The following is a 13214-nucleotide window of genomic DNA, read 5'->3' on the forward strand; positions in this document are numbered from 1 at the left end:
TAATTTTTCATGCTGCTATTTTCTGATTGTTGTTATTAATTGATGAGAAACTTTTAGAGTTGATCTCTATTTTTATAAAAAACAGAATAATATCTCCTTTATGACCATATTTCTCCAAAAAATAGAGTATTTCTTTATCGGCTAATCCCTTCAAGTGTAGTTTTCCGAGGTTAAACGCGATAGCGAAGATTGCAAAGTCCATCAAAACCTTGTCTTTATTAAAGTGTCTGAACCTATTGTAGTGTTTGTTGGATTTAGTTTGGCCGAACACTGACTCCGGTTCTATAGGACGCTGACTTCGATGATAAATTCCTTCTTCGCATGTCAACAGTTCCCTTGCTTTCTGTTTATGGCGGTTAAGGTTATGATTTACTTCCACCCTTCTATTGCCTTTTGCATTACTACAGAGACATTTCAAAGGACAACCCTTACAGTTTTTCGCCTCGTAAATAGTTGCTGTTGATGTGTACCCACTAGCTGTTTTGCTTCTTTTCTTTCCTACCTTGTTCATGTGCTGACCCATGGGACAAACATAGTAATCTTCATCCGCGTTATAATAAAGGTTTTGAGAGAGAAAGCCGTTCTTTTTAAATGCCCTTTTCTGTTCTTTATGAAAGTAGTTGAACTTTACAAATGGCTCAATATCATTCCCCTGCATAAACTCATAGTTTTCTTCACTACCATAACCTGAGTCAGCCACAACCTTGACGGGCAAAATATTATAACGATTCTCAAATCCATTCAAAAAGGGAATCAGTGTTAATGTATCGGTGGGGTTTGGATAAAAATCATAATGGCTTATAAACTGGTTCTCTGTACTTATCTGAACATTATATGCAGGCTTTAGCTGTCCATTGAGCATATGATCCTCTTTCATACGCATAAAGGTTGCATCGCAGTCTGTCTTGGAATAACTATTACGATTTGCCAGAGTATCTAAATGCCGCTCATACTCTTCAAGTTTAGGTAAAAGCTTGTTCTCAAGTGTCTTTATTGCTTTTTGTTCTTCTTTGCTCCGGTTCTCTTTATTAATCTGAGCAACACGCTTTCTTAACTCTTCGCTGTTGAATGGTGTAGGTGGATCATCCTCAGGGTTATTATCCTGGGCGATACCCTCCTCAATCATTCCAAGGACTTTAAGTATCTTTTCTTCGAGTCTCTCTTTGTATTTTTCAATGGATTTACGCCAGACAAAAGTGTAGCGGTTGGCTCGTGATTCAATTTTGGTCCCGTCAACATATGCCACTTCAAGGCTTAAACAACCCATTTCAACAAGCATAACCACTACCTGGGTAAAGACCTCATGTATTGAGTCTTTTAAATGGGATGAACGAAAACGGTTTATGGTGTTATGGTCAGGTGTTTGATTGCCTGAGAGCCACATGAAACTAACTCGATCAGTAAGTGCCTGCTCGATCTTACGACTTGAATAAATATTGTTCAGATAGCCGTATAGAACAACTTTAAGCATCATGCGTGGATTATAGGCAGTTGTACCCCCACCTTTATACGTGTCGAAGACTTTACTCAAGTCCAGGTTATCCACAATTTGATTAATGATACGGGCAGGAGAGTTTTGAGGGACCTTTTCATCCAGAGTGGGAGGGAAAAGACTTACTTGACCTTGATTATAGGATTTAAACTTAGGCTTAGCCATATCTTATGTGTTTGATATATAGACATAAAGATATGAAAAAGTGGTTTAAATAACAATATTTGAGGAGGTTTTTTTAAGAAAAATTTGATACTAAAAAAAGAGGCTGCCTTTCTTTTGAGACAGCCCCTTTTTGTATTTTAGCCGTAAAGTATCCGGATTATTTACAATAAAGAGGATCATAAATGTTTCACACAATGAATCTAGCCCTCAGTTTATATCCAGACAATCTATTTATACAAAGTACTTGTAGGCTGCCGTACCTTTTTTCTGATTTTTGCCGGAGTTGATTCGATTTTATCTATGCAGAAATTGTGCAGATGCGATATATTGGAAAATCCTGTTAGCGACGCTATTTTGCTAAAGGATAAATCCGTGTTTTGTAAATAGTGGAGAACCTCCTTTTTCCTGATTAACATCAACCATTGCTTGGGTGTCATGTTGAATTCCCGTTTGAAATGCCGGGTAAATGTTTTTGTGCACTTAAAGCCGCAACGTTCAGATAGATCGTTTACGGAAACCGTAGGCTTATAATGACTAAATACCAGTTCAATAAAGTTTAGTTTCGTTTTATTATTGTATCTCACTATGTTTACCACAAGTAATTCACCCGCTTCATCGCTGGAAACAATTTTGTATCGACCGTCGTTGAAATGCAAAACACACTGTGTGACACCGTTGTAAAAATCTGCGTTTTTGTCTCTTTTTTTCTTTACAAGATATGAGTCCGGTAAAAGAGAATTTTCAAGTACAAATTTGCCCATTTTTGTTGAAAAGCTAAAGATTCCCGATATATCTTAGTTATCATTATATCTTAACACCATGCAACCACCTTCTTGCCCTTTACTAACGGTGCTTCTTGTAGCTTGTGCTCCAGGCCACAGATTAAGAACATGTACCGAAAATTTATACTCGTGATTGCGGTAAATATTATAATTGTTCGGGTTCTCCGGTGCATTACGGATAGGAAGATAAAATTCTTGACTGCTTCCCCCTTCCGATTGTACAAACTGAAGACCTGTAACGTTCATGTTTATTGTACCCGTAGCCTCTCTCCAGGCAAAACTACCGGGTATGAAGTGCATGTACTTTCCACTTACCGTTGGATGAGGAGCTACTTGAAATAGACTGGTTAACGATTGTCCGTCCAGCATTTCATTAATTGGAGGATAATACCATTTAATGTCACCGCCTTCCATAGTCCACTGTACATCGTCCTGGTTGTAACTGAATTCTATCTCGTTGATATAGGGCAAACGTGCGACAGATGCTTTCACATACAATTTGGTAGCGTTTGTCGGGTCGGTGTTTGTCGATAAAATATGTTCGGGAACATAATATGAAATGTTTCTTTCGTTTATATTCCAATATCCGCCTGTCACCTGAGGCGTGATCACAGGATTGGTGTATGTAATATTTCCGGTATCAAAACCTCCGCCCATGCCGGATTCAAAATAAGTCAGCAAGTAATTTCGAAAATTTCCTTCATTTACATTGGGAGTTGTACCATAGTCAAAAGGGTACGGATTGCCGGTGCCGTAAGAGTTAACACCGGCGCTGTTACTAACTTTGTATATGTTACCCGTACCATATTGTCTCCAGGTAACGTTCGCGGTTATATGAGCCGAAATAGAGCCATCCCATGTTCTCTCGTAGAATAATTCTGCATTCTCCAATTCGAAATCTATTGTATGATATCCCAAATTTGTATCATAGGGAGGTATGGGCGCCGGATAAGGATTATCGGGAGTAAGAGGATCTTCTACAGGAAACCGGTTGGGCGACCACATATATTGTTTCGTTACATTTATCAGCCCTATTTTATTAATGAAAACATAGCTGGTAGCCAGCTTTTGGTCATCCAGCACCGGGGTTCCGTCCATCGAACGGTTTGTAACGTTCTCGATCGTTACTTTGGCCATGGTGCGATCCATGGCAAACCCATTCGAGCTGTCTGACGGGCCGCGTAAATCGGCCATAAATGGATTGTCGGCATGTCTGTTGGGTTCAATATTGAAATTATCGTATGTGACCATAATAAATGGAGGCTCGACAGGTAAGCCGGTTTCCGTGTTATAAGTAACACGAATAGGGGTATATCCTAAGGGTGTATTCACTAACGTGTGCATTTCTCCTATATTGGAAATTCCTTCAAGAGCAGTTGTGAGCGATTGCCCGCTTACCACTCCCACATCCTCGTTGAGCACCACATAAACGATGCTCGGGCCGGGGCGTGTAGGCACAAGGATATTTGAAAAATCAACCATCCAGCTTCCGGTGGTGGCGTCGCGCGATATTTGTGTGTTTGAGATGGCAAAATACCGGTTGGTGATGATGTCTCCGCGGTCATCCTCCCTGTCGGAGAAAACAAGAACGCGCAAACTGTTTAAGGTGATGGACTCGTCGGCTGAAGTTCCGGTAGCTCTAACTACCGTGATAGGCGTTGAGTTGAAACTCAGATAAGTTTCGTCTTCGTTTGTTTTCTCCAAATTACCGGGGACGTCCGTAAAACAACCCGTAAAAAAGAAAGAAAGCAGAATTGCCGGAATTAATATCTTATTCTTCATATAATTGTTTTTTCGGTTTGAATCTCTAAAATTTGCATAAATTGCCATAACGCAATCCTATTCCTTTATTCCAAAGGCACTTTGTATTGATGAACCGTCCAGGGCAATACCTTTACCTTCGTGTTGAGCAGTGTGAATGCGCCCAAATCGACAATGGTTCCCGTGAGTTTGTATTCGTATCCCCGTCTGAGTTTATAAAAATATTGCGGATCATCGGAAGATTCCGAGTTATAGGGCTCTCCTGCAACAGGAGCCGGTTGAGTAACATTTTCGTTTAAATAAACAGTGTATAACGTCGGAATACCTCCCGGTACAGTGCCATCGTCGTAAATAGCTTCAACCTCAAGAAGTGTGGCATTTGTATTCCCTTCGTTATCAGGCGCTGTCGCCAGATTTTCGTACACATACACAGGGGGTAATACGAGTTTTTGTGTTGGATCATCTGAAAGTTCATAAGAATACGGATTGGGTGTTACGGTATAGTTGTAATAACTTTGTCCGGTAACCGGTGTACTGCTTTCCCACAATGTGGATTTCCCTGCATTACTTTTGAGCGATACTTTTTTTATAGTTACTCCATTGGGTGTATTTTTCAACAGTTCAAGATTTATTTTTGCCGCTGCACGGGTTAGCAAAACCGTAACCTCATTCGTACCCGGCTTTGGATTTACTACCTGTACGTTTAACGTTTCGCCTGTCATCATAAGCGGAAGCGAGAGTGGAGCAGTTATTTCACCGGGTATCAAAACACTCTTCAGGGCAGCTTTTGTGTTGATGCCATCGAGTATAGGCGTTAGTGCCGCGTTTTCGTTCGCTACCACATATACATCTTTTGGTCCGGTAACCACATCCAGAACAAATGGGTTATTGAATGAGGTTTCACCGGCCGTAAAAAGCCGGTTTACTTCCAGAGTTTCATTGATAAATACAAAAATGCGGACTTTGGTTATCTCTTCATCGCCTGCAAAGAGTGCATCGCCAGCTGCACGGGTTTTTATACCGTCGAGCGACATAATGATGAGGCCTCGTTCCTCGTCTTGTACCAGTTCATCGGAAAGACATGACGATAATGTCGCCATCAACGCAACTAAAGTGATGAACACTTGTAAACAGTATGGATATTTAATTTTTTTCATAGTCCTCAGTTTTATTTATATTCTACATACTGATATACTACATTCCACGGGGTTACTATGGACTTAACCTGCAATTTGGCCGAAAGCACGATCAGTATATTAAGGGTTCTGCCCAGTTCCGGAACAAACGGGTTCCCGTCGGAATCCTTATCGGCCGTGAAAATGACTTCACCATTGAAAAGGATATCCACCACAAACGATTTTCCGGGCACCGGGGGGAAAGCATAAAATATGGGCGTCACGAAGTTTCCGCCGGCCTGGAAATTGGCTGGGGGAGAGTATGAAACGGTGTTTCCGGTAAGGTTACCGTCCTGGTCGTACGTGTCCAGCGATTCGTGTACCACATACGAATAGGTTCCCTCTTTATTGCCGTTCCATTGTTTCAGTTCTACGGTGGTGATAGTAACTCCTGCCGTTTTGCGTGAAATCTCTACTACATGCGATGTCCCGGGTTCGATTCCGCCGTACTCTACCGGAACATTGATGGTTCCGTGGAAAAGGTCTCCTGATGTTTGTGCTATACCGTTCTGCTTCTTCAGCTTCACGTAGAGGTCCTGCATTTGCTTCACTGTATTTATCTGCGAAAAGTCCACTTTTTCGTCAAGGTTACCCCATGCCACGAAGGTAAGATTATTATATCCCGGATAATCGAGTTTGATCTCTATGGGTTTCCGGTTCTTGATCTGATCTGTCGTGAGTTCGAAAGCGTAAACTACCTGTCCGTTCTCGTTAAACACAAACAGTATAACCTGTTGCACGGCTCCGTCTTCGGTAATGTCATTCAGATCAGCATCCAACGCTTTAATGGTTACCTGAAACGGACGGGGACAATCTGACAAATCTTCGTTCAGGCAACTGCTCAGCAATCCTGTCAACAACAGCATTGCTACAAGTAAAAAGCTGTATTTGTTTGTGTTGTTCATCTTTGAATACAATTTTTATTTTCTTTCTTTGTTCCGCGGCGGGGTATCACTCCCCACCGCGGCGGGTTTTTACTTTGTAAAAGGTTTTACGCTTTGACAAAGCTGGTTATATAACTTAACTTACGGAGCTGGTGTTTCCCAAATTACAGTTTGTGTTACTACATTCCATGGAGCCACTTCCACCCATACGTCAAGTTGGGCTTCTTCCGCAGGATCGATGGTGGGGTTACCGGCTTTTTTAAGCGTGGCTGTGATGTTGTATTGGATATTACGCATAATAGTCCCATCTGCAGTGTGGCCTTCATTGTATGACCAGATTGGATCGTTTACCCAAATAGCATAGTAAGTATAACCCTCGGCATCAGTAGCCAATCCCTCGGCAATGTATTGCACATCATCTTTAAATAATTTACCTTTCAACACGATAAATGTCCCTTCTTTGTTATCATTGGTATTCGCCGTGTTTTCGAACGCGTAGAAGTAATGAGCATTGACGGCATTTACCAGTCCCGGGGCTTCGAGAGCTGCATTTGGCTGAAACAGCTCTGCTAAACTGGCGTCATCAGCCGCAGTATATGCTCCGGTATATCCGGCACTTCCCACATAGGAATGCAATGTGGAAGGATAGGCTGAGCCATACAAAAACTCAGTACCGTTAACGAGTGATGCACCAAATAGCTTGGACGATTTGCGGGCATTGAACATGGTAACTTCGGTCAGTTCGAATCTGTTGTAAAACGGATTGTTAAAATCATAGGATAACCCCACCAAGGCTACGCGGGCGTTGATGCGAGTGATGGGCAAGCGTACACCTGGACTAATTTGCGTGGCTTCTGCATTATATAACGATAATGCCGGGTCGGTATCCGTTGTTTTATAACCGTATTGGTTATGTCCACCTTCCAAAGTCATATCAACCGGTTCTGCCGTCATCACCAGGCCGCCGGTAAGATCTTGAGAAAGTGGTGTCTGAATTTTTGCCAGCAATTCGGCTTTGTTGGTTACCGCTCCAATATTGGCATTGGCTGCCACCACCATGGTCTTAGGACCGGCAGTGGTTATTACGCCTTCCACGAAAGCTTCACCGTCATCTCCTTTTTTGTATCCGTCAGGTGTTTCACCGATAAATAACCATACCTCCACGTTTTTGATGGCACTTTCGGCAGCCAATCCGGCCGGAGTAACGCCGTCACCACTTAAATCACCTGCCAAGCGGGTTAGGGGTGATTTGCTGCTTGGGAATACTTTTACCGAAATAGTTGCCTCGGCTCCTTTCTCCACGTCGGGGACTTCACTGTTACAAGCCACCATACCGAGTGCAATGGCTCCTAGTAATAATAATTTTCCAATTTTTATAACATTAACAATTTAAAAAGTGAGTGATTTAATTAATTAAATTTGTTTTAGTTTTTTATCCCTATACCCCCCCTAAAGGGTACTTTGGGTTGTGAATTATTTTAAGTTTTAATTAGTTATTTATGTTATAAGTCGTAAGTTTATCATCCGTCATCTGTCTCCCATCATCCAACATTTCACATATTATCTTCTGTATATTGTTGCAGTTGTTCCGCATTGTGGCGTGCATCGGTATTGCCGGCTTGTATCGCCTGTTTGAAATAATCCGAGGCGCGTTCGTTATCACCTTTTAATGTGTAAGCTACCCCCAAAAGGTTCTTTGCTTCAGGACTGTTTGGACATTTCTGCAAGTGACGCAAAGCGTCATCGGCTTTGCCGGATCGCAATTCTCCTACCGCCGCATTAATACAGGCCACTTCGGCGTCGGGAAAATTTTCACAGGCAATATCGAACACTGTTTTGTACTCGGGACTGTCTTCCGGGTAGGTCTTGGCCACCAAATACATTTCGTTTAAGCTTAAAAGTTTGGGTCTTGTTTTTATGATTTTCTTGGCTTCTTCCACATTGAACGGACGGGAAACGTAGGCTATATTATAATCGTTACGGCGCAACGGGGGATAGAAGTCACGCAACAGCCTGTTGTAGGTTTGCCCGTTATCTAATGCTATAATGCGTGCATCCCGTGCGTCATAATCGGATACGTTATCGATGATCTCCGCAATAGCGTCCTTGTTTGCCAAGTTTGATGCTATAACGGCTTTCCGCAGTCCGTTCCAATCTTCTCCAAACCATTCCACTTTGAACTGGTTGCGGGTGTAGCCATATTTTTTTTCTATATACCGGGCAAATGTTTCGGCGCGCCGTTGCGACAGCAGCATATTCCTTTCCTCCGAGTCTTCGGGCGAGGCATATCCCGATATGGTGAAATCGGTAATGGTCAGGTCTTTGTCGGATTTTAATTCTCGAATAATTTTATCCACTTTTGCCAGTTCTGTCGCATTGTTTTCGAAGTTGGGCAACAGGTCGTGCCTTCCCACAATGTAGTTGAGGTGCGCGCTGTAGCGTTCGCTGCGCTGTTTCACGGGCTCCACTTCGGGAACGACGTAGGGTATTCGGTAGTTTGGAATAAATTTGTCCGGCAGAATCTTTTGAGAAACAAGTTTGTCGGGTTGCGCTTCGCTGCAATCGGCACAGCCGATAATCTCGGTTTTCAATACCAGTTGAGCCTGCCGCTGCCATTCATTGAACGGTAATGTTGTCTTGTAATGCAACGTTTGGTTGGTACCGTTGCGGCGTACAACCTGTTTTTCTGCAGGCATAGCGAGGTGCATTTTCCCTTTCCACTCAAATGGCCTTTCGAGCACTCTGTTTCGCAACGAGCCTTTCACGGCTATGGGTTCTAGTTTCACCTCGTTTTGACCGGAGACTACTACGGGTGTGATAATCAGCATGTCGTTTTTGCCGAGCCTGAGGTTGTTCAGGATAAAATCCATGCCTACGTTTGTGGTGCCGTCTCTTTTGGATATGGCCTGATTTTCAACTGTTATTTGATCCATGTAGTTGACTTGAGCAGTTGCCGCTTCAAACGTTATAAACAAGGTAACCGTCATCACAAATACTGTGCTTATGCTTTTTCGTTTCATATTTTTTTATTTGATAAGATAAATAAGGGAGATTGCCGCTTTGGTAATACCAAGGTAATTGTTGGTGCCGCTTGCTATTTTACTCCCGCACTTCACGCAGGGATATTTATCGTAAGTGAGGTATACATATCCGGCCCCAAGGTTAAATTCAAGGTTCCACCGCGGCGATACCACCCACTGATATCCGTAGCTTAGTCCGCCGCCATAGGCAAAACCCTCGTACCGGTAATCTTTAAATTTAGACAAGCGTCCTACCGGAATGTCCATTCCTCCTATATTATATTCGCCGGCCAACGCATGCAAGCCAAAGAAATGGCCGTTAAAGCTTTCGCACAGCCAATACCTCAGCTCGGGCTGTATAATCCAGTGCTTGGCCTTCTTGTTGTCTTTAAAGATAAAAGGGTTGAAACCTCCTCCTAGCTCGAGCGTGTACTTGCGGTTGAGGGCAAATTCTAGACCGGCATTTGGAGTACCGGCGGCAGCCCAATGGACGAGATTTGTTTTGATTCCTGCATTTTGGGTAAAAGCGAGTGAACAGCAAGCAACAAAACCGAATAAAAAGGAAATGATTCTTTTCATGAGTTTTTATGTTTTATATATTTGCATTGCCACGGTTTTCTTTTTTGTTTTTGCAAAAGAAACCGCGGAACATTTTCCTTATGAAATTAAAAAAGGGTGAAGAGACTTTTTCCGCCGGATGATCATAGATACCGCAATTGACCTGTCCCGTTTTTTCGAGCAGTTGGAGCCTCTCTTCAATGAAGCGCGTAACCTCTTCATTGGTCATTTCTCCCGGTTTGTCTCTTTTATCTTTCATGAAAATTTTTGATGCAAATTAAGGATAAACGGTTGCGGGTATGTTAGGAGTTTTTGTGCAAAAAATTGACTTTTTTAAGCAAATATTTTTTCGAAATTTGACAATATTCGCTTTTGTATTATAGTATTAGGTTGATAATGTGTGTGGTAGAAAGTCAAATATGGAAAGTGAAAAATAAGTTAAAGAAATCTAATAAGGTGTTCTTGAAAAATAAGGCTGTGATATAATTTTTTTCGGTGGAAATGCATCTAAAGTGGGATGATTACTCCGTTTATTCAAGTAACGGCAGCATTCAGGAGGCTTTTATCGCACGCGTTTTCGGTATTGGGAGGGAGTCATGTGGAAGAGGTTCTTGAATGTCCGGGAAAAATAGCCCATATCGCTAAATCCGCATTCGAGCGCTATTTCTCCAATCGGGGTCGAAATGTTGGCATCAAGCAATCGTTTGGCTTTCGACATACGTACATGGAGGATGTAACTGGAGGTATTGTATCCGGTTATCGCTATCATTTTCCGGTTTAGTTGCGAACGGCTCATGGCCAGGTTGGAGGCCAGGTTCTCGATATCTATTTCACCTTTTATCATTTGAGCATAGATCAGGTCGGTAAACTTGGTGAGAAAATTTTGCTCAGCGGTTGTTAGCTGGATGTTGGACTCCGTTCCTTCGTTTAATGCCTGGGAAAATTTCTCCCTCAAAACTTTTCGTATTTCGAGCAACTTAGCGGCCAATAGGTTCAGTTCCTCAGAATTGAATGGTTTGGTGAGATAGGCTTCCGCACCTGCTTCAATGCCTTTAATCCGGTCTTCTTCATTGCCCTTCGCCGTTAGGATAATGATGGGAATATGGTTCACCAATTCCGATGCTTTAAGTTGCCGGCAGAGTTCGTATCCGTCCATCTCGGGCATTCTTATATCGGTAATAATCAGGTCGGGGATAAAATTTTCCGCTTTTTCAAATGCTTCCTCCCCATCTTTGGCAAAAAGGAGATTGTATTTTTTGCCGAACTGGCTTCCAATGTAAAACAATACGTCGGAATTATCTTCTGCTATAAGTACCGTTTCTTTGGTGTTGTCTTTACAGCATGATGATGCCGGTGTATCAACGAGTTGAGGAGTGTTTCTCTGCTTTCTGCATGCGGTCATTATTTCAGGTGGAATCCAGCTTGTCCATTTTTCGGTTCCGTGACGTAAAGGCAGGACCACGGTGAATGCCGAGCCTTTATCCAGGGCACTTACCACAGTGATGTTTCCGTTCATTGCTTTTACGATTTGATGGACCAGTGACAAACCTACTCCCGAGCTTGTTGGCATGTGACTGTTTTCTCCCTGGAAAAAAGGCTTGAAAATGTTTGGTAAATCCTCCGGATGAATTCCGCATCCGGTATCGACCACACGGATCTCTATCTCGTTGTTTTTCCGTCTTGACGAGATATAAACTTTTCCTCCCTCGGGGGTATATTTCAAGGCGTTGGCAATAAGGTTACACATCATTTTCCTTACATAATGGGGAACAAAATCCATGATAACCGTAGTTTCTGCGGTTGCGATGCGTAAGTCGATATTTTGGTTCCTTGCCTGCATTTCAAAGGACTCCACAAGCATTTGTAAAAGAATAACGACGTTACCGGTGCGCCAATCGGCTTTTCCGATGGTGGATTGAATTCGTGAAATATCGAGCAACTGGTTAATAAGCTCCAGGAAGCTGTTTCCTTGTCGCATAATTGCTGATCCTGCCACCATAATCTCCCTTTCTCTTTTGAGTTGTCCCGATTCGAGTTGTTCTCCCAACCCTAAAATAACCGTGAGGGGGGTGCGGAACTCGTGTGTGATGTTCGTAAAGAAATTGGTACGTATTTTCTCCATTTTTTGCAACATTCGTTGATTTTTCGTACGCATTTTCAGGGCGTACAACAAAGCCAGTAATGCTACCAGGGATATGGTTGTTAATCCCGTAGCGGAATAGATAAGCGACCGGGTGAACCGCTGCTTTCTTTCGTAGTTTTTGCTGACGGTCGCAATGTCCAAATCCCGCTTCTTCCTTTCGAATTTTACGATTGTATTTTGTAAATGGATGTAATTCTTTGTATTCAGAAGGCTGTCGGCATATAAGTGAAACAGTTGGTAGTTGCGCAACGCCTCACGAAAATTCCCTTGCTTTTCGAGTATCTGGTAATTGAGTTTGTACACTTCGGAGAGGTGTTCCAGGGATTTAATGCCGGTAGCAGTTTTGCGGGCTTCGGTCAAATACTTGTCGGCGTTGGGCTTGTCTCCCGTAAGGAAATAGGTGCGGGCAAGTGCTAAACACGATTCCAACCAGTGCCATTTATCAGTACTGTTCTTCATAATGTCATAGGCTGACTGGTATTCGAGCAGGGCTTTATCCCACTTTTCCTCCTTTTCGTAAAGGCGGCCGAAGTGATTGTGGCAGAGTGAAATTCCTAAATCGGATTTTGCTTTTCGGTTGTATTTCATCGACTGACTGTAATAGTACCGGGCAGAATCTGCCATTCCTCCGGACTCGAATGTGGCACCGATATTTGCATAGTTAATAGCTTGACCTACAAGGTTGCCTATTTTTTCTTCGCCCGTTAATGCTTCCCTGAAGACCCTTTCTGCCGTTTCATTATTGCCAAGTGTAAGCTGGATGTTGCCTATGCCGTTTAGTGTGACGTTTCTGTTTTTTATGGCAGCGGGTGATGTTTTATCACTGTAGGTTTCGCAGTATTCCAACGCTTCGTAGTGGTAAGGTAAGAGGAGGCTTCATCGAGTGCACCAATCCGGCGAAAATTTGTCCCGGTGTTGTTTAAGGCCTGAATTATTTCGAGCGTGTCTTCCAGTTCCCTGGCTGCTTTAAGCCCGTTGAGACTGGCTTCTATGGCATTGTCAAAACGGTTGTTTTCGCGGTAAAGCTTTCCCAGTTCCCGTTGACCGATCATGATGCCCAACTTGTTTTCATCCCCGACAAAACGGTCCAGAAGTACTTCCAGCGAATCTATAGACCGGTTTGCCCATACCATACTATCCGTAAATTTTCTGTCGGCTGATGAATAGACGGACAGTGTGTCATTTCCGTGTTGACAAGAGGCAAGAAAGCCAAGGAATAACGAAAACAACAGGA

General features: G+C 42.9%; 11 protein-coding genes. All 11 read right to left on the minus strand.

Annotated elements, in window-relative coordinates:
- Positions 1-7: 7 nt before the first annotated feature.
- Entirely contained in the window at positions 8-1657 is a 1650-nt protein-coding gene (locus AC1HCU_RS04155) for an IS1182 family transposase (RefSeq protein WP_480366905.1), read from the minus strand.
- A 227-nt stretch (positions 1658-1884) separates the two neighbouring features.
- Positions 1885-2418, minus strand: coding sequence for a helix-turn-helix domain-containing protein (locus tag AC1HCU_RS04160; RefSeq protein ID WP_480369435.1), 534 nt, complete (start codon positions 2416-2418; stop codon positions 1885-1887).
- A 33-nt stretch (positions 2419-2451) separates the two neighbouring features.
- Complete coding sequence (locus AC1HCU_RS04165) at positions 2452-4221, minus strand: hypothetical protein (RefSeq protein WP_480369437.1); 1770 nt, start codon at positions 4219-4221, stop codon at positions 2452-2454.
- A gap of 65 nt (positions 4222-4286) precedes the next feature.
- Complete coding sequence (locus AC1HCU_RS04170) at positions 4287-5357, minus strand: fimbrial protein (protein WP_480369439.1); 1071 nt, start codon at positions 5355-5357, stop codon at positions 4287-4289.
- Between the two features lie 11 nt (positions 5358-5368).
- Positions 5369-6280, minus strand: a complete 912-nt coding sequence (locus AC1HCU_RS04175; RefSeq protein ID WP_480369442.1) for a FimB/Mfa2 family fimbrial subunit — start codon at positions 6278-6280, stop codon at positions 5369-5371.
- A gap of 120 nt (positions 6281-6400) precedes the next feature.
- Complete coding sequence (locus AC1HCU_RS04180; protein ID WP_480369444.1) at positions 6401-7591, minus strand: fimbrial protein; 1191 nt, start codon at positions 7589-7591, stop codon at positions 6401-6403.
- A 221-nt stretch (positions 7592-7812) separates the two neighbouring features.
- Complete coding sequence (locus AC1HCU_RS04185; RefSeq protein WP_480369447.1) at positions 7813-9279, minus strand: OmpA family protein; 1467 nt, start codon at positions 9277-9279, stop codon at positions 7813-7815.
- A 6-nt stretch (positions 9280-9285) separates the two neighbouring features.
- Complete coding sequence (locus AC1HCU_RS04190; RefSeq protein ID WP_480369450.1) at positions 9286-9858, minus strand: DUF3575 domain-containing protein; 573 nt, start codon at positions 9856-9858, stop codon at positions 9286-9288.
- A gap of 13 nt (positions 9859-9871) precedes the next feature.
- Positions 9872-10096: a hypothetical protein gene (locus AC1HCU_RS04195; RefSeq protein ID WP_480369453.1), complete on the minus strand. Its 225-nt coding sequence runs from the start codon at positions 10094-10096 to the stop codon at positions 9872-9874.
- 303 nt (positions 10097-10399) lie between these two features.
- Positions 10400-12826, minus strand: a complete 2427-nt coding sequence (locus AC1HCU_RS04200) for a hybrid sensor histidine kinase/response regulator transcription factor (protein ID WP_480369456.1) — start codon at positions 12824-12826, stop codon at positions 10400-10402.
- Positions 12778-13113, minus strand: coding sequence for a tetratricopeptide repeat protein (locus tag AC1HCU_RS04205; RefSeq protein ID WP_480369459.1), 336 nt, complete (start codon positions 13111-13113; stop codon positions 12778-12780). Before AC1HCU_RS04205 ends, AC1HCU_RS04200 begins: the two co-directional genes overlap by 49 nt.
- Positions 13114-13214: the final 101 nt, after the last annotated feature.

The organism is Proteiniphilum sp. LBM24028, from assembly GCF_056629195.1.

Bases quoted from the DNA above. Each gene is read 5' to 3' on its own strand.
- AC1HCU_RS04185 (WP_480369447.1), bottom strand. From the start codon at position 9,279: ATGAAACGAAAAAGCATAAGCACAGTATTTGTGATGACGGTTACCTTG.
- AC1HCU_RS04170 (WP_480369439.1), bottom strand. From the start codon at position 5,357: ATGAAAAAAATTAAATATCCATACTGTTTACAAGTGTTCATCACTTTA.
- AC1HCU_RS04175 (WP_480369442.1), bottom strand. From the start codon at position 6,280: ATGAACAACACAAACAAATACAGCTTTTTACTTGTAGCAATGCTGTTG.
- AC1HCU_RS04165 (WP_480369437.1), bottom strand. From the start codon at position 4,221: ATGAAGAATAAGATATTAATTCCGGCAATTCTGCTTTCTTTCTTTTTT.
- AC1HCU_RS04195 (WP_480369453.1), bottom strand. From the start codon at position 10,096: ATGAAAGATAAAAGAGACAAACCGGGAGAAATGACCAATGAAGAGGTT.
- AC1HCU_RS04180 (WP_480369444.1), bottom strand. From the start codon at position 7,591: ATGGTGGCTTGTAACAGTGAAGTCCCCGACGTGGAGAAAGGAGCCGAG.
- AC1HCU_RS04160 (WP_480369435.1), bottom strand. From the start codon at position 2,418: ATGGGCAAATTTGTACTTGAAAATTCTCTTTTACCGGACTCATATCTT.
- AC1HCU_RS04205 (WP_480369459.1), bottom strand. From the start codon at position 13,113: ATGGTATGGGCAAACCGGTCTATAGATTCGCTGGAAGTACTTCTGGAC.
- AC1HCU_RS04190 (WP_480369450.1), bottom strand. From the start codon at position 9,858: ATGAAAAGAATCATTTCCTTTTTATTCGGTTTTGTTGCTTGCTGTTCA.
- AC1HCU_RS04155 (WP_480366905.1), bottom strand. From the start codon at position 1,657: ATGGCTAAGCCTAAGTTTAAATCCTATAATCAAGGTCAAGTAAGTCTT.